This is a genomic window from Citrobacter sp. KTE151, from assembly GCF_000398845.1.
Lineage (GTDB): Bacteria > Pseudomonadota > Gammaproteobacteria > Enterobacterales > Enterobacteriaceae > Citrobacter > Citrobacter braakii.
The window spans coordinates 232,549-256,802 of the sequence record NZ_KB976064.1 but is presented as its reverse complement, the minus strand read 5'-3'; the positions used below and the strand labels follow the sequence as shown (position 1 = coordinate 256,802).

21 protein-coding genes and 1 pseudogene are annotated in these 24,254 nt (G+C 50.4%); 13 read left to right on the top strand and 9 right to left on the bottom strand.

Annotation, left to right across the window (positions count from 1 at the left end):
* Window positions 1-219 precede the first annotated feature (219 nt).
* Window positions 220-447, top strand: a complete 228-nt coding sequence (locus tag WC7_RS13455) for a hypothetical protein (protein WP_016153193.1) — start codon at window positions 220-222, stop codon at window positions 445-447.
* Complete coding sequence (locus WC7_RS13460) at window positions 444-1,049, top strand: serine acetyltransferase (protein WP_016153192.1); 606 nt, start codon at window positions 444-446, stop codon at window positions 1,047-1,049. Before WC7_RS13455 ends, WC7_RS13460 begins: the two co-directional genes overlap by 4 nt.
* Before the next feature lie 123 nt (window positions 1,050-1,172).
* Here the strand turns inward: WC7_RS13460 and WC7_RS27115 are convergent, their stop codons facing one another.
* Window positions 1,173-1,424: a hypothetical protein gene (locus WC7_RS27115; protein ID WP_131345881.1), complete on the bottom strand. Its 252-nt coding sequence runs from the start codon at window positions 1,422-1,424 to the stop codon at window positions 1,173-1,175.
* A gap of 413 nt (window positions 1,425-1,837) precedes the next feature.
* Here WC7_RS27115 and WC7_RS25510 point away from each other — a divergent pair.
* Window positions 1,838-2,013 (top strand): annotated as a pseudogene (locus WC7_RS25510) (transposase); the annotation flags it as partial.
* A 154-nt stretch (window positions 2,014-2,167) separates the two neighbouring features.
* Here the strand turns inward: WC7_RS25510 and WC7_RS13465 are convergent.
* From WC7_RS13465 to nifJ, 5 genes are all read right to left on the bottom strand, one after another.
* Entirely contained in the window at window positions 2,168-3,058 is an 891-nt protein-coding gene (locus WC7_RS13465; RefSeq protein ID WP_016153191.1) for an EcsC family protein, read from the bottom strand.
* Window positions 3,059-3,574: 516 nt separating this feature from the next.
* The gene (uspF, locus tag WC7_RS13470; protein WP_016153190.1) at window positions 3,575-4,009 is read right to left on the bottom strand and encodes a universal stress protein UspF; all 435 of its coding nucleotides are present in this window, start codon (window positions 4,007-4,009) and stop codon (window positions 3,575-3,577) included.
* An 81-nt stretch (window positions 4,010-4,090) separates the two neighbouring features.
* Entirely contained in the window at window positions 4,091-4,303 is a 213-nt protein-coding gene (locus WC7_RS25505) for a KTSC domain-containing protein (RefSeq protein WP_016153189.1), read from the bottom strand.
* 145 nt (window positions 4,304-4,448) lie between these two features.
* Window positions 4,449-5,582: a porin OmpC gene (gene ompC, locus WC7_RS13475; RefSeq protein ID WP_016153188.1), complete on the bottom strand. Its 1,134-nt coding sequence runs from the start codon at window positions 5,580-5,582 to the stop codon at window positions 4,449-4,451.
* Between the two features lie 367 nt (window positions 5,583-5,949).
* On the bottom strand, window positions 5,950-9,474 hold the full coding sequence (gene nifJ, locus WC7_RS13480; RefSeq protein WP_016153187.1) for a pyruvate:ferredoxin (flavodoxin) oxidoreductase: 3,525 nt from the start codon (window positions 9,472-9,474) through the stop codon (window positions 5,950-5,952).
* 274 nt (window positions 9,475-9,748) lie between these two features.
* Between nifJ and WC7_RS25495 the strand changes: the two genes are divergently transcribed.
* Window positions 9,749-10,015 (top strand): putative hemolysin, encoded by a 267-nt coding sequence (locus tag WC7_RS25495; RefSeq protein ID WP_003020360.1) that lies wholly within the window; start codon window positions 9,749-9,751, stop codon window positions 10,013-10,015.
* Window positions 10,016-10,028: 13 nt separating this feature from the next.
* On the opposite strand, the gene hslJ is transcribed toward WC7_RS25495, so the two are convergent.
* Both hslJ and WC7_RS13490 read right to left on the bottom strand, forming a co-directional pair.
* A complete protein-coding gene (gene hslJ, locus WC7_RS13485) occupies window positions 10,029-10,448 on the bottom strand; it encodes a heat shock protein HslJ (protein WP_016153186.1) in 420 nt (139 codons plus the stop codon).
* 112 nt (window positions 10,449-10,560) lie between these two features.
* Window positions 10,561-11,550, bottom strand: a complete 990-nt coding sequence (locus tag WC7_RS13490) for a 2-hydroxyacid dehydrogenase (protein WP_003833196.1) — start codon at window positions 11,548-11,550, stop codon at window positions 10,561-10,563.
* A gap of 690 nt (window positions 11,551-12,240) precedes the next feature.
* On the opposite strand from WC7_RS13490, the gene WC7_RS13500 reads away from it, so the two are divergent.
* From WC7_RS13500 to WC7_RS13515, 4 genes are all read left to right on the top strand, one after another.
* Entirely contained in the window at window positions 12,241-14,880 is a 2,640-nt protein-coding gene (locus tag WC7_RS13500) for a YdbH family protein (RefSeq protein WP_016153184.1), read from the top strand.
* The gene (locus tag WC7_RS13505) at window positions 14,877-15,068 is read left to right on the top strand and encodes a YnbE family lipoprotein (RefSeq protein WP_016153183.1); all 192 of its coding nucleotides are present in this window, start codon (window positions 14,877-14,879) and stop codon (window positions 15,066-15,068) included. The genes WC7_RS13500 and WC7_RS13505 overlap by 4 nt, the downstream gene beginning before the upstream one ends.
* Before the next feature lie 7 nt (window positions 15,069-15,075).
* Window positions 15,076-15,399, top strand: coding sequence for a YdbL family probable chaperone protein (locus WC7_RS13510; RefSeq protein ID WP_016153182.1), 324 nt, complete (start codon window positions 15,076-15,078; stop codon window positions 15,397-15,399).
* A gap of 127 nt (window positions 15,400-15,526) precedes the next feature.
* Window positions 15,527-15,712, top strand: coding sequence for a hypothetical protein (locus WC7_RS13515; RefSeq protein ID WP_016153181.1), 186 nt, complete (start codon window positions 15,527-15,529; stop codon window positions 15,710-15,712).
* A gap of 43 nt (window positions 15,713-15,755) precedes the next feature.
* Here the strand turns inward: WC7_RS13515 and azoR are convergent, their stop codons facing one another.
* Window positions 15,756-16,361 (bottom strand): FMN-dependent NADH-azoreductase, encoded by a 606-nt coding sequence (azoR, locus tag WC7_RS13520; protein WP_006684422.1) that lies wholly within the window; start codon window positions 16,359-16,361, stop codon window positions 15,756-15,758.
* Window positions 16,362-16,562: 201 nt separating this feature from the next.
* Between azoR and hrpA the strand changes: the two genes are divergently transcribed.
* The 5 genes from hrpA (at window position 16,563) to WC7_RS13545 (ending at window position 24,252) form a co-directional block, all read left to right on the top strand.
* On the top strand, window positions 16,563-20,465 hold the full coding sequence (hrpA, locus tag WC7_RS13525; protein ID WP_016153180.1) for an ATP-dependent RNA helicase HrpA: 3,903 nt from the start codon (window positions 16,563-16,565) through the stop codon (window positions 20,463-20,465).
* Between the two features lie 85 nt (window positions 20,466-20,550).
* Window positions 20,551-21,342 carry a YdcF family protein gene (locus WC7_RS13530; protein WP_016153179.1) on the top strand — a complete coding sequence of 264 codons (792 nt, stop codon included), beginning with the start codon at window positions 20,551-20,553 and terminating at the stop codon, window positions 21,340-21,342.
* A 199-nt stretch (window positions 21,343-21,541) separates the two neighbouring features.
* Window positions 21,542-22,981: an aldehyde dehydrogenase gene (gene aldA, locus WC7_RS13535; protein WP_016153178.1), complete on the top strand. Its 1,440-nt coding sequence runs from the start codon at window positions 21,542-21,544 to the stop codon at window positions 22,979-22,981.
* A 149-nt stretch (window positions 22,982-23,130) separates the two neighbouring features.
* Complete coding sequence (gene cybB / locus WC7_RS13540; RefSeq protein ID WP_016153177.1) at window positions 23,131-23,661, top strand: cytochrome b561; 531 nt, start codon at window positions 23,131-23,133, stop codon at window positions 23,659-23,661.
* Window positions 23,662-23,832: 171 nt separating this feature from the next.
* On the top strand, window positions 23,833-24,252 hold the full coding sequence (locus WC7_RS13545) for a translesion error-prone DNA polymerase V autoproteolytic subunit (protein ID WP_016153176.1): 420 nt from the start codon (window positions 23,833-23,835) through the stop codon (window positions 24,250-24,252).
* The last annotated feature ends 2 nt before the right edge of the window (window positions 24,253-24,254 follow it).

Sequence of the window (24,254 nt, the reverse complement as noted above, 5' to 3'; positions counted from 1 at the left end):
CTTAGTAAGTGATCAGGCTACAATTGTTTAGAATTTTGAAATAAGTGTTGAATGAGCTTAATGTTGATAAGTTAACTTTTATTGTGGCCTCCAATAAACGTAGTGCTGGGTGTGCTGATAAATCTATGTGCAGGGTAAAAATAAAAACTATTTTTTCTTCGCTATTATCTTTATGATATCGAAGGATGAAAATGATCGTATCTCACGTATGGAGATTATATGAAATATATTGCTGTAGCCATCGCGACGTTACTTTTTAGTTTTAACAGTTCTGCTGCTAATGAACTCATTATCGATAATTCACCATTAACAGTTGTTTTGAGTGATGGAAACCAGGCGAAATTATCATCCTGTTCAGATTTTGTCGCTTTGCATAATTCTGGTGAGAGTATCAAGGAGTTACCCGACCTATCCAGATTTGATTCGTTGTACAACGAGATAACATGATGGCATTAGACAAAATTAAAGCCGATACTCACCGCGAATTTGGTTATTTCTCATGGAGAAAACTCTTTGTTGGCACATTAACCCGCAGAACCTTCCGCATCATCGTATTCATGCGGTTATGCCAATTTTGCGCCGTTTCTAGAACACCATTCCGCCTAATGTTATACCCATTTAAAGTATTACATCGATGGTCTGCTCATATGGGGTCAATGGACTTTCCATCAAGAACACGGGTTGGTGCAGGGCTGGCGATTACTCATGGGTGGGGGATAGTAATATCACCGGAAGCCAAAATTGGAGAGAACGTTACTTTGTTTCATGGTGTAACTATCGGCCAACGCGATAAAGTTTTAGAAAATGGAAGCCGCGTAACAGGCTACCCAGTTATTGAGGATGATGTCTGGATTGGTCCAAATGCTGTCATTGTAGGTGGGGTTATTATAGGTCGCGGGAGTAAAATTGCTGCGGGATCATTTGTGACAGGCAATATCCCTCCCTATTCAGTTGTCGTTGGTAACCCAGGCATTATTGTTAAAACAGGGTGTGTTCCTGATGTTATGAATAAAGCTCCTCTGTTGCATAAAAGAGATAGCGAGAGTTAACTCGGCACTAGCGCCGTTCGTTGAGGCATTAGTGAGTGCCAATCAACCCGGATTATGCCGTCGAAACCAGTCGTGCCCTGAACAGTTAAACATGCCGCTTAATGCGGCATGTTTAACTTAGTTTTAATCTGGATTTACTTCATGGCATGTAGCATCTGATATGGAATCAGTCACTCTCTTCACCCAGGCCCAACCACTCATTTTATTACCCTCGTAATCCAGCTCAAGCTCAGTAGCGCTACCATCCGTGAAATGGCGAGCACTTGATTTCGTGGATGAAAAGTAGCATTCAGCATCTACTTTAACTTCTTTTTTTTCATCACACCCAGCTATGAGAATTAGTGATGATAACATCGTAACGAGGATGATTTTCATAATAACAACGGGTGAGCAGTCTATTTTTCTGAAGGAAGGCAATAGTACATATTTTATCCCCCTTGGTCTATACGAAAGGCCACCGCAACCAATCCTCACTACGGGGCATAAGAGTGAGAGAACAACACAATGTCCAAAAGTGACTAATTCCTATGTTTGAAGTGGTTATTCATATATGCAATAGTTAACTCGTAGTTATAATTACTATAATAAATTAGTTTATTTACCGCTGTGTACCGTGATAGCAGCGGTTTTTTTTTGTTTAATCGCACTGTAGTTTTGCTTAAGCATCACACTTCCAGGCAATCATCTGATGTGATTTTTGTCTGATAGTTGAAAATAGATAAATAATGGCTGCTACATGGCGGCCTTTTTCATTGTGCACAGAAAACCTCCAGCTAGGCTGGAGGTTCCGTAAAGCGATTGGCAGCATCTTAAGAAAGCTGTGCGAATAGAGAAGTGTGAATGTTCTAGAAGCAGAATGTGTGCGGATCACATCCATATACTTCTGGAAATCCTACCGAAGATGAGCGTATCCGGCTTTATGGGAGATCTGAAAGGGGAAAGCAGTCTGATGTTGTATGAGCAGTTATAACTCTCGTATCCGGATAGCCCGTTTACGGGCCGTAATTAACTAAGTTTGATGCAAATGTCAGATCGTATGCGCCTGTTAGGACGCGGCTGGTAACAGAGCCTGATAGGCGTATCAGAAAAACCTCCGGCTATGCCGGAGGATATTTTGCTCATTCGAAAACCGGATCGCCGTCGCCGGGGAAAAAATCATCCGCAGGCTTTACCGTGAGATCAATCACAGACGGATCGTATTTCATCGCCAGGAAGCGCTCACGATATAGATGGTAGGACGCTTCGCAGACGTTACTGGTGAAATAGGCGTTATAACCTCCGCCAACGGCCGCGCCTGCGACGGGAATCGTTTGAGCTAGTTTTGCTTTGGTGAGTCGAATCCCCAGACTGTTGGCAATCTGCTTAATAATCTTCACAAACACTTGTTTTTCCAACTCTTCCCAGACCACTTTCTTGGCGACCTGTTGCGATATTTTTACCAGTTGTGCCATGGCGACATTTTTCGCCATAGTCGATGAAGCAGAAGATAGCCCCAAAATATTAAAGGCAAAAAGTCGTTCTTCTTGACGGGTTATATCAAAACCGTAATACGTCGCATATTCGCCAATGGCTCGTAGATTCAATGTAATGAGAGTAGGTATATCGATAGCCATCCCTGCAATCCCCATCATGCCCGTGCCTGCACCTTCCGCCAGTGCGATGCCCTTATACTTAGCTGCCAGCCAGCCAACGGTTTTATCGATGTCCTCAAGACGTAACGTTTCAATATCTTCATATTGATTGATGTGGACATGCCCGTCATTACGGAACTCTTCGAAAATCGCCTCTGGTCGCACTGACCACAGTGCGGCATCGTTACAGACTCCCACCAGACCCTGCACAGAAGATTGAATGGCTTCGCCGACGACTGGTGTAGAAAGCATCAACTCTCCGGCGCTGTTAAGAGGTTTACTGATTAAATCAAATGATTTAGCCAGAAAACCGCGTTGTGGGTTTTTCCAGTCGTGGATTTGCTGAAGTGCATTTTTATCGTAATTGATCAGTTTCATGTTATTCCTTGCCTGCCGGCCATCAGTATTTTATGACGTGAGTTTGATACTAAAGTTATCGGCAATAAAAATGTGTAGATGAGTATTTTTAAGTCCTTTTGAAAACAGACGGCAAAAGCAAAGGAGGGGCTAAGAATCATACAGAATGGTGAGATTAGTTGATGGAAAAGAATACTTAAGATTAGGCATGTAATGCTGCGTCATATTGGCTGGATTAGCTGGGTGAGTGGTTTAAACATTTTGCTGGTGGCTGCAGTCTAAACGAGAGTATTAATGAGTGGCGGTTTATCCCAACTAATCTCTTGATTTTGCGACATTTAATAGAGGCTCAATGCATAGTGTGGCATCAGAAGAGTATGCATCACGCCGGATGGTCCGGCAAAAGAAGTCTGATATAAAAACTGTGGCGTGTATGGTACGGATAAGCGGGAAAAATGTCAGCACATTTAGGACGGGAATCGTGGGGTATAAGAGGTAGAAACAAAAAAGCCCGCAGCGATGTGCGGGCCAGACAGCTTAGCGGACTACCAGTACCGAACACTCCGCATGACGCACCACGGCTGCGGCGTTAGACCCCAGCAGGTAGGTGGTGATGTCAGGTCGATGTGAGGCAATAATGACCATATCAGCCGGTAATTTTTTGGCCATCTCCAGAATCTTATCTTTTGGCGCACCTTCTGTGACATGAACGTGCACTCTGTCCGTTGGGATATTGAACTTCTTGATAATCTCTTCCAGTTGAGATTTTGCTTCGGCTTTCAGATCTTCCATGGCCGGTAACTCTGCCGAGTAGGCCAATCCCAGGGAAGCATAATAGGGCAGTGACGGAATTACGGTCAAAAAATGAACCTGTGCATCGTCAATTTTTGCCTCTGCTTCAACATGGGCAATAACACGTTGAGTTAATTCTGAGTCTGAAATATCGATGGGTACAAGAATCGTTCTGTTCATAAAACCTCCTGTTTAAGTATCCACCCAAAGCTTACCGCGTAATGGCACTTTATGTACAATGACAAAGATCACATTTTGGCATCACTTTATTTTTATTTCAGGAAACTTTCCTTTTATTACTCCATCGTAAAATCGACCTTTAGAAACGACGCTCAGGAAATCACGAAAAATACGAGCAGGGACATGCTGATATTGCAGAGTAGACAACTGGTGAAAGCGAATTTCTAGCGTGCGGGAGGATTCGTCATAGCCGACGGATGCAATACGGGATGATTTTACAGGATGATGATTCATTGCAGGTATCCTCTACTACAGGTCTTAATGCAAGATATCATCTATCAGAGATGTGTTTTAGCGCAACAGATATAATGTTTTGATCTGGATAAAACAGAATTGTTAGAACATAAAGAGAGCCCGCTGTTGCCAGCGGGCTGACGGATTAGAACTGGTAAACCATACCCAGTGCTACTACGTCATCGGTAGAGATGTCGTTTTGGCTGTAGAAGTTTTTATCTTCATCCAGCAGGTTTATTTTGTAATCAACATAGGTGGAGAAGTTTTTGTTGAAGTAGTAAGTAGCGCCAACGGATGCATATTTCACCAGATCCTGGTCGCCATCAGATCCGTTTACACCCAGATCCTTACCTTTAGACATCAGGAAAGAAACTTCCGGACGCAGACCGAAGTCGAACTGGTATTGCGCAGTCACTTCAAAGTTCTGAGTTTTGTTGGCAATCGTATTATCACTACCGTTTGAGCCACCATAAGGGGTCATGTTGCGGGTTTCGGAGTACATGGTTGCCAGGTAGATGTTGTTCGCGTCGTATTTCAGACCGACTGTCCACGCGTCAGCTTTATCACCGCCCGCGGTAGAATCGTTAACCTGCTCGTTAGTACGGTCAGAAGAGGTATATGCTGCACCGAAGCTTACACCCATACCCAAATCGTAGGTCGAGGAGATACCGAAGCCGTCACCGTTGGAGTTCTTCATGTTACGATCGTCGCCACCGTTATTGGTGCCTTCCTGCTCTGGTGACTGATTTTCGTTCGCGCCCTGATACTGCAACGCCACGTTCAGACCGTCAACCAGACCAAAGAAGTCGGTATTACGGTAGGTCGCCACGCCGTTCGCACGACCGGTCATGAAGTTGTCTGCTTTGGTGTAAGAGTCGCCACCGAATTCTGGCAGCATATCGGTCCAGCCTTCAACGTCGTACATTACGCCGTAGTTACGGCCGTAGTCGAATGAGCCGTAGTCGCCGACTTTAATACCTGCGAATGCCAGACGAGTCCAGGAGTCGCCTTTATCACCTTCGGTGCCGTTAGCCTGAACCTGATATTCCCACTGGCCGTAACCGGTGATCATATCGTTAACCTGAGTTTCGCCTTTGAAGCCCATACGCATATAAGTCTGATCGCCATCACTGTTAGTGTCATCAGAGAAATAATGCAGGCCGTCTACTTTGCCATAGAGATCTAATTTGTTGCTGTCTTTATTATAAACTTCAGCCGCGTGAGCAGCGCCTGCAGCCAGCAGGGCAGGAATTACGAGAGCCAGTACTTTTCTGTTCATTGAAATAATCCTTTAGTTTTTTTATTAACCTGTGACTACCCATGTAGGGAGTAAAAGCATGCTAAAGGAGAAGTTCCGTAAAGGGATAAATATGAATTGTTACGCCTTAAGTAAAACCTTAAAGAAATAATTCTACGGAAATGATGATAATTGTGGTGAATGTATGGATGGTAAATATATAAAATAAAAATTATACAAGTGAATTGTGTTGGGCTATTCTGCGCCTGTTATATGCCTTTATTGTCACGTTTTATTTTTCGTTGACGTATTGATAGCTATTATTAATTAGCCAGCGAATAAATTGACAAGCCCGAACAACTGTTCGGGCTTTTTTTTTTGGTTCCAGGTTAATACTGAGATAAACGCATTACTCGGTACCGCTCTTTTCCGCTTTTCCTGCCAACTGCGCAAGGAAGTCGTAGCGTTTTTGCAGATCGGCTGCGGCGTCTTTCCAGAGCTGTTCTGCGACTTCTGGCTGTTGGGCATTCAGGCGACGGAAGCGCTGCTCGTTAAGCAATGTTTCGGCCAGGGCGTCTGACGGTGGGCGAGAGTCCAGCGCCAGCGGCAGCTTACCTTCATCTGCTCGACGTGGATCAAAGCGGTACAGCGGCCAGAACCCGGTTGCCGTGAGCTGACGCATCTGATCATGGCTTAGTGCGAGATCGTAACCATGCTCTTCACATGGGCTATACGCGATAATCAGCGACGGACCTGGATAGGCCTCCGCTTCCTGGATAGCTTTCACCGTCTGGTTCAACTGCGCGCCCAGAGAGATTTGTGCAACATATACGTGCCCGTACATCATCATACTGACGCCAAGATCTTTGCGAGCTTTGCGTTTGCCATGCTCACCAAATTTAGTGACGGCCCCGAGCGGCGTAGCTTTCGACGCTTGTCCGCCTGTATTGGAGTAACACTGGGTATCCAGTACCAGAATATTGACGTTCTCGGTCAGGCTCAGGACGTGATCCAGTCCCCCAAAACCAATATCGTAAGCCCAGCCATCACCGCCAATCAGCCAGATAGATTTCTCGACCAGCGCATCGGCATCGGTTAACAACTGCTGTGCGCCGTCGACATCTTTCAGGTGCTGGCGCAGTGCTGCAACTTGCTCACGGCGCACCTCTGGCGTAGCTTCAGCGTGCAGGGCGTCATTCAGTTCAGCCGGAATGTTATCGGCAAACTGTTCCACTAAACGCATGACGCGTACACGGTGCTGATCCACCGTCAGGCGGAAGCCCAGCCCAAACTCGGCGTTATCCTCAAACAGGGAGTTTGCCCACGCAGGCCCGCGACCATTGGCGTCGGTGGTATAAGGCGTTGAGGGCAGGTTACCGCCATAAATTGATGAACAGCCGGTCGCATTGGCGATCAGCATGCGGTCGCCGTACAACTGCGTAAGCAATTTGATATACGGCGTTTCACCACAGCCAGAGCAGGCCCCAGAGTACTCAAACAGCGGTGTTATCAACTGCGAGGTACGAATATCAATGCGTTCCAGTTTAGTGCGATCGATTTCCGGCAGATTGAGGAAGTAGTCATAGTTAACTTTTTCTTCTTCCACGTGCTCAAGGCGCGACATCATATTGATGGCCTTGATCTCCGGGTTCTGGCGATCTTTCGCCGGGCATACTTCGACGCACAGATTACACCCGGTGCAATCCTCTGGCGCAACCTGCAGGACATATTTCTGACCGCGCATATCGCGTGATTTCACGTCCAGAGAATGCAGGCTGGCAGGGGCATTTTCCATCGCTTCTGGTGAAACCACTTTGGCGCGGATAGCCGAGTGCGGGCAGGCGGCTACGCAGTGGTTGCACTGGGTACACAGCTCTTCTTTCCAGATGGGGATCTCTTCGGCGATATTGCGTTTTTCCCAACGCGTGGTGCCCATCGGCCAGGTGCCGTCTGGCGGCAGCGCTGAAACGGGGAGGGCATCGCCCAGACCGGCGAGCATCGCCGCGGTGACGGTTTTCACGAAATCAGGTGCGGCATCAGAAACCACCGGTGGGCGATTAGCGCTATGTGGATCAACTGGCTGAAGCGCCACTTCGGCGACGGATTCACGCGCCAGGGCCAGCGCCTGCCAGTTACGTTCAACCAGATCCTGCCCTTTGCTGCTGTAGCTTTTCGCAATCGCACCCTGCAATTCAGCCAGAGCGCTGTCGCCTGGTAAGATTTGCGTCAGATGGAAGAACGCCATCTGCATAACGGTGTTAATACGTGCAGCCAGACCGCATTCGCGGGCAATTTTGGCCGCATTAATCACGTAGAAACGCGCCTTCTTCTGATTTAGAACAGCCTGAACTTCCTGCGGCAGACGTGTCCAGACTTCATCCACACTGTACGGGGTATTAAGCAGGAATATACCGCCAGGTTTCAGGCGCTCAGCCATCTGATACTTATCGATAAATTGCAACTGGTGACAACCAACAAAATCGGCTTGCGACACCAGATACGCTGAGCGAATAGGTTGTTCACTAACGCGCAGGTGAGAAACCGTCAGACCGCCTGCTTTTTTCGAGTCATAGACGAAATAACCCTGCGCATACCACGGCGTAGAGTTACCGATAATCTTGATGTTATTTTTGGTGGCCGACACGCTACCGTCACTGCCCAGCCCGTAAAACAGTGCCTCGAGCTTCGCGGTACCGGGCAGGGTGTTTTCCGGTAACGGTAGCGACAGGTTGGTGACATCATCATAGATACCGACCGTAAAGCGAGATTTCGGCTTCGCGCTACTCAGCTCATTAAAGACCGCCATGACGCAGTCCGGGCCAAACTCTTTGGAAGAAAGGCCATAACGCCCGCCAATCACGCGCGGTAGCGTTTCTCGTTCGCCGCAGTTAAAGGCTTCCGCCAGCGCGGTCATTACATCCAGATACAACGGTTCAGCTTGCGCGCCGGGCTCTTTGGTGCGATCCAGGACGGCGATGCTCCGTACCGTTTCCGGCAGGGCGCGCAGTAAATGTCTGGCAGAGAATGGGCGGAACAGACGCACTTTCAGAACGCCAACTTTCTCGCCGCGTGCCAGCAGCTCTTCGACGACTTCTTCACTGGTTCCAATCGCCGAGCCCATCAAAATAATGACGCGTTCTGCCTGCGGATGACCGTAGTATTCAAATGGCTGGTACTGACGGCCCGTCGCAGCAGCGAAATCGTTCATCGCCTGTTCTACGTGATCGTAAACCGCGTTGTACCACGGGTTTGTTGCTTCGCGTGACTGGAAGTAGGTGTCCGGGTTCGCAGACGTACCGCGAATAACCGGATGCTCTGGGTTGAGTGCGCGCGCGCGGTGAGCATCAATTTCCGCCTGCGGCATCAGCCCGAGGATTGTGTCATCAGCCAGCGGCACTATTTTATTAATTTCATGCGATGTGCGAAAACCATCAAAGAAATGAATAAACGGGACCCGGCTTTTCAGGGTGGCCATTTGCGAAATTAGCGCAAAGTCCTGAGCTTCCTGAACGCTGCTGGCGCACAGCATTGCGCATCCCGTTTGGCGCACCGCCATCACGTCTGAATGATCGCCAAAGATGGATAATGCGTGAGTGGCAATCGTACGCGCCGCAACGTGCAGCACAAACGGAGTCAACTGACCGGCCAGTTTGTACAGCGTCGGGATCATCAGCAACAGGCCCTGCGATGAAGTAAACGACGTAGAGAGCGCACCGGTCTGCAACGCGCCGTGAACGGTCGCTATCGCACCGCCTTCCGACTGCATTTCTACGACACGAGGGGTATCCCCCCACACGTTTTTAAGCCCGTTCCCGGCCCAGGCATCCGCCTGTTCAGCCATCGTCGAACTGGGCGTAATCGGGTAGATGGCGATAACCTCGCTGGTACGAAATGCGACCGAAGCAACCGCACCATTACCGTCAATTGTGATCATACTGACACCCTTACATTGCGCAAAAAAAGGGACACGCGTAACAGCGGCGAATCCTGTAGTTATCCTTTTAGTTTAGCAAAAGCGCTAAAGACAGATTTTCGCTTTTGTGTCCCTCGAATAAACAGAATGAATGGTTTGATCAAAGGAGCAGCCAAAAAATTGCCAGAAAATGTAAACAGTGCGCATAAATGCGCATATTGCCTCTCGACGGCGGTGTTTCCGCTGCCTATTATTTATGGCTGTGTCGTTTGGTTAATATTCAGAGGGGAGTAAGATGCGCGCAGCGTTTTGGGTAGGGTGTGCCGCGTTATTATTATCGGCTTGTAGTAGTGAACCTGTTCAGCAGGCAACCGCCGCGCATGTCGCACCGGGGATGAAGGCCGCAATGTCCAGTTCTGGAGAAGCTAATTGCGCCATGATTGGTGGTTCGCTCTCCGTTGCCCGTCAGCTTGATGGTTCAGCTATCGGAATGTGTGCGTTACCCAACGGCAAACGCTGTAGTGAGCAGTCGCTTGCCGCCGGAAGCTGTGGCAACTATTAAGCCACCGCGTTTCCTACATTAAATCCGCGAGTTTATACGTCAGCGTTTGTTCTGCTGTCGCCAGTGTTAACTGGTCAGCAGTCAGATCGACCTGTGCGCCTTGCTTAAACATGTCGCTGACGATCCCGTCGAGCGCGTTAAGCTGCGGATCGGCGCACATCATGCGGGTCATCGCCATATCTTTAACCTTCAACTCGCCGTCGGACAGTTTGCCCTGACCGTGGAATTGATTACACATCTTTCCCGATACCGTCATGTTTTCGCCAAAACTCAATTCGGGTGGGTTATTAGCGACGGTGACGGCTTTACCATTCACGCTCTGCAAAACGAAGCGGTGATGCTGCAACTGTTCGCGATTGACGGAAACTTTTCCATTGCTCACACAGCCAGCCATCAGCATGCTGAGCGCAATCAACGTGACAACTTTTTTCATTCAATTTCTCTACGTTTGTGACGGGAATACATTCAATATAATAATGATACTGAAGATTTTAGCATCGGTGATTATCTGAAAATGCCCCCCTGAATCCAGGGGAGCACAGGGATTAGAAGAGGGCGTTTGGACAGGTTTCGCCTTTAGAGATCTGTGCCAGATTTTGCAGCGTGGTCTCAGAAATGCTGGTCAATGCTTCGGCCGTCAGGAACGCCTGGTGACCGGTGAACAGCACGTTATGACAGGCCGACAGGCGGCGGAACACATCATCCTGAATCACGTCATTGGATTTATCTTCAAAGAACAGGTCGCGTTCGTTTTCATACACGTCCATACCCAGAGAACCAATTTTCTGGTTTTTCAGCGCATCGATAGCGGCTTGCGAATCGATCAATGCCCCGCGGCTTGTGTTAATAACCATCACGCCATTTTTCATTTGCTCAAAGGCTTCGTGATTGAGCAGGTGATAATTCTCCGGCGTTAACGGACAGTGCAGGGAGATGACATCGGACTCCGCGAACAGCGTTTTAAGATCGACATATTCAACGCCTAACTCCAGTGCAGCAGCGCTTGGGTAGGGATCAAACGCCAGCAGGCGCATCCCAAAACCTTTCAGGATCCGCAGTGCCGCAATCCCAATCTTACCGGTACCGATCACCCCAGCTGTTTTGCCATACATGGTAAAGCCGGTCAGCCCCTCAAGAGAGAAGTTGGCATCACGAGTACGCTGATAGGCGCGGTGAATACGGCGATTCAACGTCATCATCATGCCAATCGCATGTTCAGCGACGGCTTCCGGTGAATAGGCTGGCACACGGACGACCTGCAGGCCGAGCTCTTTTGCCGCGTCGAGATCGACGTTATTGAAGCCGGCGCAACGCAGCGCAATATATTTCACGCCATGCTTTTTCAGCTCTTCCAGAACCGGGCGGCTGCCATCGTCGTTAACGAAGATACAGACGGCTTCACAGCCATGGGCTGTTTTGGCTGTTTTCTCCGTCAGCAGAAAGTCAAAGAATTCAAGTTCAAAACCAAAAGCCTCGTTAACCTGCTGCAGATACTTCTTGTCGTACTGTTTTGTACTATAGATGGCGAGTTTCATAAGACTTTCTCCAGTGATTTTGACGTCACATTAATCCAATTCAAATTATTTTACAAAATCTAAAAAGTTATTGATAGTCATAGGCGTAATGAATAATTTCAGCGCATCTGTTGTTAGTGTGGGCAGGTTACTCAATTTCAACAACTGGATATTTTTCCGTCCAACTCAATACCCGTAATCGATGCAGGTAAAAAGCCAGCCGAATCACATCCAGACAGCTACGCTTATACAGGTAGCAAATATCGGGAGGGGTCATGTTAACTCACTCTGAAGCAAAGCGATGGGCCACCTTAATGCTTAAGGCGGCATTATGTGATGGTATGAAACCTGAGGAGATTTCCCGGCAGGTACATCTGGTCTGCGATCATCATGGTAGGGAGTGCCTCGAAGAGCTCATTGAGGAAATTCTGATAGAAGCAGGTCGTTTAGGACCTAAACATAGCGATGGAGAACTGAGGCCTCATTGAGTCTGAGTTCTTTATATTCCCGACGGCACGTGTAACAGCGTGCCATATAAAATCATGCGTTATCTAATTGAATTAACTATTATTTTATTAATTCTCGTTGATTGATAAATAGTGCATATACTTCATGGGAATTTATTCTTAATGTGGGCATATCCTGTTAAACATGCCACAATACTGGCCTAAACCGGCTTAAATTTTCGCTAAATCAGGATATTAACTACCCATGAAGGGTAAATATAAAGCCGCTCTGGCACTTCTCTTATTATTGATTCTCGTGCCGCTGACGTTGGTCATGACGCTTGGCCTGTGGGTTCCTACGCTGGTGGGCGTCTGGTTACCTGTTGGCACGCGCATCGCGCTGGATGAGAGCCCACGGCTGACACGGCATGGGCTGCATATCCCGGAACTCCGCTATCTGGTCGATGATTGCCCGCTAGCGCGCATTACTCAGGCCGATCTTTCCCATCCCAGCCGCTGGTTGCTCAATGTCGGGACTATTGAGCTGGATTCCGCTTGCCTGGCTAAATTACCGCAGACAGAAGCGTCTCCGGCAGCGCCCAAAACGCTGGCTGAATGGCAATCGATGCTGCCCAATACCTGGATTAACATCGACAAAGTTATTCTCTCCCCCTGGCAGGAGTGGCAGGGAAAACTGTCTCTCTCGCTAACGCCATCGACCCAGCAACTGCGCTACCAGGGGGAAAAAGTGAAATTCCAGGGGCGTCTGCACGGGCAAAATCTCACGGTAAATGAGCTGGATATAGCCGCATTTGAAGGGCAACCGCCGGTAAAACTGGTCGGTGAATTTACCATGCCGCTGGTTCCTGATGGACTACCGGTGAGCGGTCATGCGGTTGCTACTCTGAGCTTGCCGCAGGAGCCCTCACTGGTGGACGCCGAACTGGAGTGGCAAGAAAACAGCGGACAACTGATCGTTATGGCGCGGGACAATGCCGATCCGTTGCTCGATCTTCCGTGGGAAATAACCCGCCAGCAATTAACCATCAGCGACGGTCGCTGGAACTGGCCTTATCAGGGATTCCCGCTCAGCGGGCGGTTGGGCATGAAAGTTGAAAACTGGCAGGCCGGGCTGGAAAATGCGGTGGTGAGCGGGCGTCTGAACATACTGACCCAAGGCGATGCAGGTAAAGGAAACGCCGTATTAACGCTGGGGCCGGGTAAGCTGGGTGTGGATAGTAGCGACATGCCGTTACAGTTGATAGGCGAGGCGAAACAGGGTGACCTGATCTTCTACGCCAAATTACCCGCCAGACTCACCGGAAGCCTGAACGACCCGCAGTTGGCTTTCGAGCCAGGAGCGCTGCTGCGTTCGCGTGGACGGGTGATTGACTCGCTGGATATTGACGAAATTCGCTGGCCGCTGGCGGGCGTAAAAGTAACACAGCGCGGCGTAGATGGTCGTCTGCAGGCTATATTACGCGCGCATGAAAACCAGATGGGCGGTTTTGAATTGCATCTGGATGGTCTGGCAAATGATTTTCTCCCTGACGCGGGTCGCTGGCAGTGGCGGTACTGGGGCAAAGGCAGCTTTACGCCAATGCATGCGCGTTGGGACGTGGCGGGTAAGGGCGAATGGCATGACAACACCCTGAAGCTTTTTGATCTCTCCACCGGATTTGACCACCTGCAATACGGCACCATGAAGGTGGAAACCCCACGCCTGGTGATGGACGAGCCGATCGTCTGGGTACGGGATGCCAACAAACCGACTTTCAGCGGCGCGCTGTCGCTGGACGCAGGGAACACTACCTTTACCGGGGGGAGCGTGTTACCGCCGTCAACCCTGAAGTTCAGCGTGGAAGGCACCGACCCGACGATTTTCCAGTTTAAAGGCCAGCTTCACGCGGGCGCGATAGGTCCAGTACAGGTAAATGGCCGTTGGGACGGGAGCCGTCTGCGCGGACAGGCCTGGTGGCCAAAACAATCGCTCACCGTATTCCAACCGCTCATCCCACCAGACTGGAAAATGAAGCTACGTGAAGGTGAACTGTATGCGCAGGTTGCGTTTTCCGCTGCCCCGGAACAGGGCTTTGAAGCGGGCGGCCATGGGGTATTAAAAGGCGGTAGCGCCTGGATGCCCGATAACCAAATTAATGGCGTCGATTTTGTGTTGCCTTTCCGGTTTAGTGAAGGCGCATGGCAACTGGGTACGCGTGGACCTATTTCACTGCGTATTGCGGAAGTGGTGAATCAGGTGACGGTGAAAAATATCGCCGCCGATCTACAGGGGGCGTATCCCTGGAGTGAAGACAATCCGTTACTGTTAAGCGATGTCAGCGCCGAACTGCTGGGGGGCAAAGTCATCATGCAACAACTGCGGATGCCGCAGCACGATCCGGCATTATTACGGGTGCAAAATATCTCTTCCAGCGAGCTTATCAGCGCGGTTAATCCCAAGCAATTCGCCATGTCTGGCCCGGTCAGCGGTGCGTTGCCGTTATGGCTGGATAACGAAAAGTGGATCATTAAAGACGGCTGGCTGACCAACCCGGGGCCTATGACGCTGCGTATTGATAAAGACACGGCGGATGCCGTCGTCAAAGATAATATGGCAGCTGGTGCGGCCATTAACTGGCTGCGTTATATGGAAATAAGCCATTCCTGGACGAAAATAAATTTGGATAATCTCGGTGTCTTAACCATGCAGGCAACCGTAACTGGCAATAGCCGGGTGGATGGCAAAGTGGGGACGGTTAATTTGAATTACACCCATGAGGAAAACGTCTTTACGCTATGGCGTAGTTTGCGTTTTGGCGACAATTTACAGGCATGGCTTGAACAAAATGCAGCGCTGCCGGAATCCCATTGCCCGGAAGGCAAGGAATGTGAGGAACAACAATGAAAACGATAGCTGCCATGCTGGGTCTGCTGGCTTCATCTCTGCTGAGCGGGTGCACACCCAGAATCGAAGTGGCTGCGCCTAAAGAGCCGATCACTATTAATATGAACGTCAAAATCGAGCATGAGATCCATATCAAAGTCGATAAAGACGTTGAGAGCTTATTAAAATCGCGCAGCGATTTGTTCTGAGGTCACGATGAAAATACAGCTTGCAGTGATCCTGGTGGCATTGAGTTTATTCAGTGGCAATGGGTGGGCATTGACCTTGAATGAAGCCAGAACCCAGGGGCGGGTGGGCGAAACGCTTAATGGTTATCTGGTGGCATTGCAAACCGACGCCGAAACGCAGGCGCTGGTGAGTGAGATTAATAAAGCACGCAGCGCCAGCTATCAGCAACTGGCTGAGAGCAATAACATTCCTCCAGATGAAGTGGCGAAAATGGCCGGACAAAAGCTGGTCGCTCGGGCTAAACCAGGGGAGTACGTCCAGGGCATCAATGGTAAGTGGTTGAGAAAATAATAAATCTTCTCTGCACACAACCGGAGAGGCACGACGCTGACTTATTCATCGACATCGCAATAGTTGCCACACGGCATCAAACTGAGGCTGATATAGTTCAACACCGGTCGCGTTGCGGAGTGAAATCATGTGGCTTTTCAAGTGGTATGTCTGGAATCGTTGGATATTCAAGCTGTTAAGCCGGGATGTTGCCGAGCCAGAACAATTTTTGCTGCATTGCTGGGAAGAGAATCTGGCGAAGTGCAGAGATTATGCAACCATCTGGCGCGATATTAACCGCATTCACGGCAAACAGGTGCAGGTAAAGAAGTAAATGCTGGAGAAACCCTCCCACCGGATGGTGAGAGGGTGAATTATCAGGCAGCGACGACGCTGTCGATAGCGGCTTTCGCATCGGACTGCGCTTTGGACGCCACTTCCGGGCCGTACGCAATGCCTTCAGCAAAGACGACGTTCACGTCGGTGATGCCAATAAAGCCCAGGAATACGTTCAGATACGGCGTGATCAGGTCGGTCGGCGTATCTTTATGGATACCACCACGGCTGGTCAACACGACTGCGCGTTTACCCGTCACCAGACCTTCCGGACCTTTCTCGGTATAACGGAAAGTCACACCTGCACGGGCAATCAGATCGAAATAGTTTTTCAGCTGGGTTGGGATGTTGAAGTTATACATCGGCGCGGCGATAACAATCACATCATGCGCTTTCAGCTCAGCAATCAGCTCATCGGACAACGCCAGCGCTTCCTGCTGACGCGGTGTCAGCGGCGCATCGCTCGGGCGCAGCGCACCCACCAGTTCGCCATCCAGTACCGGAACAGGATTTGCAGCCAGGTCACGGACGGTGATTTCATCAGCGGAGTGCTTTTCACGCCACTGTTCAACAAAATAATCAGACAACTGACCAGACTGAGAGTACCCTGCCAGAATACTGGATTTAAGAACTAATACCTTGCTCATGGGTGTTTCCTTTTATGTGTTTGAAGGGGGCGTGCCCCGTTGCTTGTTGACACTTTATTCACAATCCTGTCGCAGTGATAGCGCAATATATCGAATCCTATGTTCGAAATTATTGAACAACACATGAAAAGCGCTGATGTGGTACTCTATACCTATCATCTAAAAGAGATTTAACCCGGCAGAGCACTGCCTTTTAACGCTATGACAGAACAACAAAAATTAACCTTCAACATGTTGCAGCAACAGCTGGATTCACTGATGCTGCGTGACAGACAGCGTTTTGCCCGCCGCCTGCAGGGCGTGAAGAAGGTTAAAAATCCTGATGCACAACAGGCCATTTACCAGGAGATGGCAAAAGAGATTGATCACGCTGCAGGTAAAGTTGTGCTGCGTGAAGCCGCGCGTCCGGTCATCAGCTACCCGGAAAACCTGCCCGTCAGTCAGAAAAAACAGGATATTCTGGAAGCGATCCGCGATAACCAGGTGGTGATTGTCGCCGGGGAAACGGGGTCAGGGAAAACCACTCAGTTACCCAAAATCTGTATGGAGCTCGGGCGCGGGGTAAAAGGGCTGATCGGCCATACCCAGCCGCGTCGTCTGGCGGCGCGTACCGTGGCGAACCGTATTGCAGAAGAGCTGCAAACCGAGCCGGGCGGTTGTATCGGTTATAAAGTCCGTTTTAGCGATCATGTCAGCGACAACACCATGGTTAAGCTGATGACGGACGGTATCCTGCTGGCGGAAATCCAGCAGGATCGGCTGCTGATGCAGTACGACACCATCATCATCGATGAAGCGCATGAGCGCAGCCTGAATATCGATTTTCTGCTCGGCTATCTGAAAGAGCTTCTGCCGCGCCGTCCGGATCTAAAAATTATCATCACTTCGGCAACCATCGATCCGGAGCGTTTTTCAAAGCATTTCAATAATGCACCGATTATCGAAGTCTCTGGTCGAACCTATCCGGTGGAAGTTCGCTATCGTCCAATTGTTGAAGACGCAGATGACACCGAGCGTGACCAATTGCAGGCAATTTTTGATGCCGTAGATGAGTTAGGCCGTGAAAGTCAGGGCGACATTTTGATCTTCATGAGCGGCGAGCGCGAAATCCGCGATACCGCCGATGCGCTGAATAAGCTGGATTTGCGCCATACCGAAGTGCTACCGCTGTATGCGCGTCTTTCCAACAGCGAGCAGAACCGTGTGTTCCAGTCGCACAGCGGTCGCCGTATCGTGCTGGCGACCAACGTGGCGGAAACCTCGCTGACCGTTCCGGGGATCAAGTATGTGATTGATCCGGGTACTGCGCGTATCAGCCGTTACAGTTACCGCACCAAAGTTCAGCGCTTGCCGATTGAACCGGTGTCGCAGGCCTCTGCCAACCAGCGTAAAGGCCGTTGCGGTCGTGTTTCGGAGGGGATCTGTATTCGTCTGTATTCTGAAGACGATTTCCTGTCGCGCCCGGAGTTTACCGACCCGGAGATCCTGCGTACCAACCTGGCGTCCGTTATTTTGCAGATGACCGCCTTGGGGCTGGGCGATATCGCGGCGTTTCCGTTTGTTGAAGCGCCGGATAAACGTAACATTCAGGACGGTGTACGCCTGCTCGAAGAACTGGGGGCGATAACCACCGACGAACAGACAACCGCTTACAAACTGACGCCATTGGGCCGTCAGCTCTCGCAACTGCCGGTGGATCCACGCCTGGCTCGCATGGTGCTGGAAGCGCAAAAACATGGCTGCGTACGTGAGGCGATGATTATCACCTCGGCGCTGTCTATTCAGGATCCGCGCGAGCGCCCGATGGACAAGCAGCAGGCCTCCGACGAGAAGCATCGCCGTTTCCACGACAAAGAGTCTGATTTCCTCGCATTTGTGAATCTGTGGAACTATCTCGGCGAGCAGCAGAAAGCGCTGTCGTCAAACCAGTTCCGTCGTCAGTGCAAACTTGATTTTCTGAACTACCTGCGCGTGCGTGAATGGCAGGATATCTACACGCAACTGCGTCAGGTGGTGAAAGAGTTAGGGATTCCTGTTAACAGCGAACCCGCTGAATACAGAGAGATCCACGTCGCGTTGCTGACCGGTTTACTGTCACATATCGGGATGAAAGATGCCGATAAACAGGAATTTACCGGGGCGCGTAACGCTCGCTTCTCGATCTTCCCTGGCTCTGGTCTATTTAAAAAACCGCCGAAGTGGACGATGGTAGCGGAGCTGGTAGAAACCAGCCGCCTGTGGGGACGTATTGCTGCACGTATCGATCCTGAATGGGTCGAACCGGTTGCCCAGCATCTGATCAAACGTTCATACAGTGAACCGCACTGGGAACGTGCGCAGGGCGCAGTGATGGCAACAGAAAAGGTTACCGTCTACGGTTTACCGATTGTTGCAGCCCGTAAGGTGAACTACAGCCAGATCGATCCCGCGTTGTCGCGTGAACTGTTCATCCGCCATGCGCTGGTGGAAGGCGACTGGCAAACGCGCCATGCGTTTTTCCGTGACAATTTGAAGTTACGCGCTGAGGTGGAAGAGTTAGAGCACAAATCGCGCCGTCGCGACATTCTGGTTGATGATGAGACGCTATTTGAGTTTTACGACCAACGCATCAGCCATGATGTAGTCTCCGCGCGTCACTTTGACAGCTGGTGGAAAAAGATCAGCCGTGAAACGCCGGATCTGCTCAACTTTGAAAAGAGCATGCTCATCAAAGAGGGCGCGGAAAAAATCAGTAAGCTGGATTACCCGAACTTCTGGCATCAGGGCAATCTCAAACTACGGTTAAGTTACCAGTTCGAACCCGGAGCCGATGCGGATGGTGTGACCGTGCATATTCCGCTCCCGCTGCTCAATCAGATCGAAGAGAGCGGTTTTGAATGGCAAATTCCGGGGCTGCGCCGTGAACTGGTGATCGCCCTGATTAAGTCTTTGCCGAAACCGGTACGACGCAACTTTGTGCCCGCGCCAAACTATGCGGAAGCGTTTTTAGGTCGCGTCACGCCGCTGGAACTGCCGCTTCTGGACTCGCTGGAGCGTGAACTGCGCCGCATGACCGGCGTGACCGTTGACCGTGAAGACTGGCATTGGGATCAGGTGCCCGATCACCTAAAAATCACCTTCCGGGTAGTGGATGATAAGAACAAAAAGCTGCAGGAAGGACGTTCGCTGCAGGATCTGAAAGACGCACTGAAGGGTAAAGTTCAGGAAACATTGTCTGCGGTGGCGGATGACGGTATCGAACAGAGCGGGTTGCACATCTGGAGCTTCGGTCAGCTTCCGGAGAGTTACGAGCAAAAACGCGGTAACTATAAGGTCAAAGCCTGGCCAGCGCTGGTGGATGAGCGTGACAGCGTTGCCATCAAACTGTTTGATAACCCGCTGGAGCAACAGCAGGCGATGTGGTGCGGTTTACGCCGCCTGTTGTTGCTGAATATTCCTTCACCAATCAAATATTTGCATGAGAAACTGCCCAACAAAGCCAAGCTGGGGCTGTATTTTAACCCGTACGGTAAAGTGCTGGATTTGATTGACGACTGTATATCCTGTGGTGTGGATCAACTGATCGACGCCAACGGTGGTCCGGTGTGGACCGAAGAAGGCTTTGCGGCGCTGCATGAGAAAGTGCGGGCTGAACTGAACGATACGGTGGTGGATATTGCTAAGCAGGTCGAACAAATTCTGACCGCAGTGTTTAATATCAACAAACGTCTGAAAGGGCGCGTGGATATGACCATGGCGCTGGGGCTTGCGGATATCAAATCGCAGATGGGTGGGCTGGTGTACCGTGGATTTGTTACCGGCAATGGTTTCAAGCGTCTGGGCGATACGCTGCGTTATTTGCAGGCTATCGAAAAGCGTCTGGAAAAACTGGCTATCGACCCGCATCGTGACCGTGCGCAGATGCTGAAAGTGGATAGCGTGCAGCAGGCCTGGCAGCAGTGGTTCAATAAACTGCCTCCCGCGCGCCGTGAAGATGACGATGTCAAAGAGATCCGCTGGATGATAGAAGAGCTGCGCGTCAGCTATTTTGCCCAACAGCTTGGTACGCCGTATCCGATTTCCGATAAACGTATTTTGCAGGCGATGGAGCAGATTTCGGGATAAATCGGTACCAGACAGCATACCGGGTAAGGTGACGTCACCGCCCGGTATGCAACCCGATAAAGCATTAAGATCAGGAGTCATGAGTATGAGCCAGTTTCCGACACTTTCCTCAACCACGCTTGCGGCGATCAATACCGTAGGGCGATGGTTGGCGCAGAATGATTTTACGGGGAATATCACCGTTCAGTCAGATTGCGTGATTCTGGCAGGGAACGCGGTTATTCCGACCATCGATGCCGCCTGCCGGATCGCGAAAGAGCAACAGGTTCCCTTGTTGATTAGCGGTGGCATCGGTCACTCCACACGATTTTTGTATGACGCGATTGCAGAGCATCCTCGTTACAACATCATTCGTACCACCGGACGCGCGGAAGCGGCGATCCTTGCCGATATCGCACATCAGTTCTGGCAAATCCCGGGGGAGAAGATTTGGGTGGAAGACCAGTCAACAAACTGCGGTGAGAATGCCCGTTTTAGCTGTGCATTATTGAATCAGGCGACGGAAAGTATTCATACCGTCATTGTGGTACAGGATCCCACTATGCAACGTCGCACGATGGCAACCTTTCAGCGCGTAACCCGCGATGAGCCGCATGCGCCGCGCTGGTTGAGTTTCCCTGGATTCATCCCTGAGCTGGCCCAACAGCAAGACGGCGTGGATTTTGTGCCAGCAGCAGAAGGTTTGTGGTCAGTGGATCGCTATCTGTCTCTCATAACCGGTGAGCTTCCTCGCCTGCGTGATGATGCCACCGGTTATGGGCCGTGCGGCCGCGATTTTATTGCCCATGTTGATATTCCTCAGAACGTTGAGCAAGCCTGGCAGCAGTTGCAAAATGACATCGTGCTGACTGACTTACTGGAGAGCCGCTCTCTGTAATTCCTGTTGCCCGTTTGTCGGCGTTTTGCGGCAAACGGGCAAAAATCACACCTGTTTTTTCCCTTCATCATCACTTTGCCAGACGCTTTTATGAAGCCGCTCACAGAACAGCCACTCCAGCCATAATACGACCTGCATGATTGATATTAATTAACAATAGTTTTACTTGTTAAAAACAAATCAATCACAGGAGAGCCGCATGTCAGTACCCGTACAACATCCTATGTATATCGATGGGCAGTTTGTGACCTGGCACGATGATGCCTGGATTGATGTCGTCAATCCTGCCACGGAAGAGGTGATCTCGCGTATTCCCGATGGACGTGCCGAGGATGCGTGTAAAGCGATCGATGCTGCACAGCGCGCTCAGCCGCAATGGGAAGCGCTGCCCGCCATTGAACGGGCGAACTGGTTACGCAAAATTTCTGCGGGTATCCGTCAGCGAGCCAGTGAAATCAGCGCGCTGATTGTGGCGGAGGGTGGAAAAATACAGCAACTGGCTGAGGTCGAAGTCTCGTTTACCGCCGACTATATCGATTACATGGCGGAGTGGGCGCGTCGCTATGAAGGCGAGATCCTGCAAAGCGATCGTCCGGGTGAGAATATTCTGCTGTTTAAGCGCGCTTTGGGCGTGACTACGGGCATTCTGCCGTGGAACTTTCCATTTTTCCTGATTGCCCGCAAACTGGCTCCCGCACTGTTGACGGGTAATACCATTGTCATTAAGCCGAGTGAATTTACACCGAATAACGCCATCGCCTTTGCCAAAATTGTTGATGATATTGGCTTGCCGCGCGGCGTATTTAATCTGGTACTGGGACGTGGTGAAACGGTCGGTCAGGCGCTGGCCGCAAACCCGAAGGTGGCCATGGTGAGCATGACCGGTAGCGTCGGGGCGGGTGAGAAAATTATGGCTGCGGCGGCTAAAAATATCACCAAAGTTTGTCTGGAGTTGGGCGGCAAGGCCCCGGCTATCGTGATGGATGATGCCGATCTTGAACTGGCCGTAAAGGCAATTGTTGACTCGCGGGTGATCAACACCGGACAGGTATGCAACTGTGCCGAGCGCGTGTACGTTCAGAAAGGTATTTATGACCAATTCGTCAATCGTCTGGGCGAGGCGATGAAAGCCGTGCAGTTTGGCAATCCGGCTGAGCGCAATGATATTGCAATGGGGCCGCTGATTAACGCCGCTGCGCTGGAGCGTGTAGAGCAGAAAGTTGCACGAGCGGTGCAGGAAGGCGCCAGAGTGGTGCTGGGCGGTAAGGCCGTTTCCGGCAAAGGGTATTACTATCCACCGACGTTACTGTTAGACGTGCGCCAGGAGATGGCGATTATGCACGAGGAGACGTTTGGTCCGGTGCTACCGGTGGTAGCGTTTGATACGCTGGAACAGGCGCTGACGATGGCCAATGACAGCGATTACGGTCTGACCTCATCGATCTATACGCAGAATCTGAATACGGCGATGAAGGCGATCAAAGGGCTGAAGTTCGGCGAAACCTATATTAATCGTGAAAACTTCGAGGCGATGCAGGGCTTTCATGCTGGCTGGCGCAAGTCCGGGATTGGCGGAGCTGACGGTAAACACGGTCTGAACGAATATCTGCAAACGCAGGTGGTGTATCTGCAGTCCTAAGTTTTCGCCGGGTGAGCCTGTACGCCACCCGGCGCAATTCTCACACTTTGCTGGCGATCCATAAGAATAAGCCGGGTGAGCAAAAGTTAATGAATTTTTAACAAAAGCCCGTTATGGTGACGCATTATTGTTTTTATTCAGGAAGTGTTATGGGGAATAAGTATTCTGGCCTGCAAATTGGCATTCACTGGCTGGTCTTTTTGTTGGTCATTGTGGCCTACAGCGCTATGGAGTTTCGCGGATTTTTCCCGCGCAGCTATCGTCCCTTATTTAACATGGTGCACGTATCCTGTGGCATCACTATTTTAACGCTGATGGTGGCGCGTCTGCTGGTCAGGCTAAAATATCCGGCACCGCCGATTGTGCCAAAACCGAAGCCGATGATGACCGGAATGGCGCATCTGGGGCATCTGGTTATTTATCTGCTGTTTATTATTCTGCCGATTATTGGACTGGTGATGATGTACAACCGGGGTAACCCGTGGATTGCATTCGGCATCGTTATGCCGCATGCGGCAGAGGCCAATTTTGATGTAGTGGATATGCTGAAGTCCTGGCACGTGACGCTGGCAAATCTGGGCTATTTTGTTATTGCTCTGCATGCCGCTGCGGCCCTGATGCACCACTATTTCTGGAAGGACAATACGCTGCTGCGCATGATGCCGCGAAAACGCTCCTGATGTAATGCCCCGCAAATGCGGGGTATTTTTTTAGCCGATTATTTTTCCAGACATCATAAAAACTTACCGACAAGATGGTTAAACAACGTCCAGTTCATCACACTCGCTACTTGATTGCTGCTCTTATTAAAACTACTGTATATAAATACAGTAAATGAGAGGCAGATTATTATGTTGTTTTTCCAGCCTGCGGAACGCCGCGAAATTAAACACTTTCCGTTATTTAGCGATCTTGTGCCCTGCGGTTTTCCATCTCCTGCACAGGACTACGTTGAGAAACGTATCGACCTCAATGACCTGCTGGTACGGCATCCCAGCGCAACCTATTTTGTTAAATCATCTGGCGACTCCATGAGGGGGGCAGGGATCGGCGAGGGCGATTTACTGATTGTCGACAGCGCCAGAAAACCTGCCCATGGAGACATCGTTATTGCCGCCGTTGAGGGCGAATTCACCGTTAAACGCCTGCAATTACATCCGGTTGTGATGCTGAAGCCAGAGAACAGCGCCTACGCGCCGATCATGATTAGCAGCGAGGACACGCTGGATATATTTGGCGTGGTGACATTTATCATTAAAGCAGCGGGCTGATG

What these genes read in the sequence shown, in the direction of transcription:
- WC7_RS13455 (WP_016153193.1), top strand. Translation starts at nt 220, where the DNA reads ATGAAATATATTGCTGTAGCCATCGCGACGTTACTTTTTAGTTTTAAC.
- WC7_RS13460 (WP_016153192.1), top strand. Translation starts at nt 444, where the DNA reads ATGATGGCATTAGACAAAATTAAAGCCGATACTCACCGCGAATTTGGT.
- WC7_RS27115 (WP_131345881.1), bottom strand. Translation starts at nt 1,424, where the DNA reads ATGAAAATCATCCTCGTTACGATGTTATCATCACTAATTCTCATAGCT.
- WC7_RS13465 (WP_016153191.1), bottom strand. Translation starts at nt 3,058, where the DNA reads ATGAAACTGATCAATTACGATAAAAATGCACTTCAGCAAATCCACGAC.
- uspF (WP_016153190.1), bottom strand. Translation starts at nt 4,009, where the DNA reads ATGAACAGAACGATTCTTGTACCCATCGATATTTCAGACTCAGAATTA.
- WC7_RS25505 (WP_016153189.1), bottom strand. Translation starts at nt 4,303, where the DNA reads ATGAATCATCATCCTGTAAAATCATCCCGTATTGCATCCGTCGGCTAT.
- ompC (WP_016153188.1), bottom strand. Translation starts at nt 5,582, where the DNA reads ATGAACAGAAAAGTACTGGCTCTCGTAATTCCTGCCCTGCTGGCTGCA.
- nifJ (WP_016153187.1), bottom strand. Translation starts at nt 9,474, where the DNA reads ATGATCACAATTGACGGTAATGGTGCGGTTGCTTCGGTCGCATTTCGT.
- WC7_RS25495 (WP_003020360.1), top strand. Translation starts at nt 9,749, where the DNA reads ATGCGCGCAGCGTTTTGGGTAGGGTGTGCCGCGTTATTATTATCGGCT.
- hslJ (WP_016153186.1), bottom strand. Translation starts at nt 10,448, where the DNA reads ATGAAAAAAGTTGTCACGTTGATTGCGCTCAGCATGCTGATGGCTGGC.
- WC7_RS13490 (WP_003833196.1), bottom strand. Translation starts at nt 11,550, where the DNA reads ATGAAACTCGCCATCTATAGTACAAAACAGTACGACAAGAAGTATCTG.
- WC7_RS13500 (WP_016153184.1), top strand. Translation starts at nt 12,241, where the DNA reads ATGAAGGGTAAATATAAAGCCGCTCTGGCACTTCTCTTATTATTGATT.
- WC7_RS13505 (WP_016153183.1), top strand. Translation starts at nt 14,877, where the DNA reads ATGAAAACGATAGCTGCCATGCTGGGTCTGCTGGCTTCATCTCTGCTG.
- WC7_RS13510 (WP_016153182.1), top strand. Translation starts at nt 15,076, where the DNA reads ATGAAAATACAGCTTGCAGTGATCCTGGTGGCATTGAGTTTATTCAGT.
- WC7_RS13515 (WP_016153181.1), top strand. Translation starts at nt 15,527, where the DNA reads ATGTGGCTTTTCAAGTGGTATGTCTGGAATCGTTGGATATTCAAGCTG.
- azoR (WP_006684422.1), bottom strand. Translation starts at nt 16,361, where the DNA reads ATGAGCAAGGTATTAGTTCTTAAATCCAGTATTCTGGCAGGGTACTCT.
- hrpA (WP_016153180.1), top strand. Translation starts at nt 16,563, where the DNA reads ATGACAGAACAACAAAAATTAACCTTCAACATGTTGCAGCAACAGCTG.
- WC7_RS13530 (WP_016153179.1), top strand. Translation starts at nt 20,551, where the DNA reads ATGAGCCAGTTTCCGACACTTTCCTCAACCACGCTTGCGGCGATCAAT.
- aldA (WP_016153178.1), top strand. Translation starts at nt 21,542, where the DNA reads ATGTCAGTACCCGTACAACATCCTATGTATATCGATGGGCAGTTTGTG.
- cybB (WP_016153177.1), top strand. Translation starts at nt 23,131, where the DNA reads ATGGGGAATAAGTATTCTGGCCTGCAAATTGGCATTCACTGGCTGGTC.
- WC7_RS13545 (WP_016153176.1), top strand. Translation starts at nt 23,833, where the DNA reads ATGTTGTTTTTCCAGCCTGCGGAACGCCGCGAAATTAAACACTTTCCG.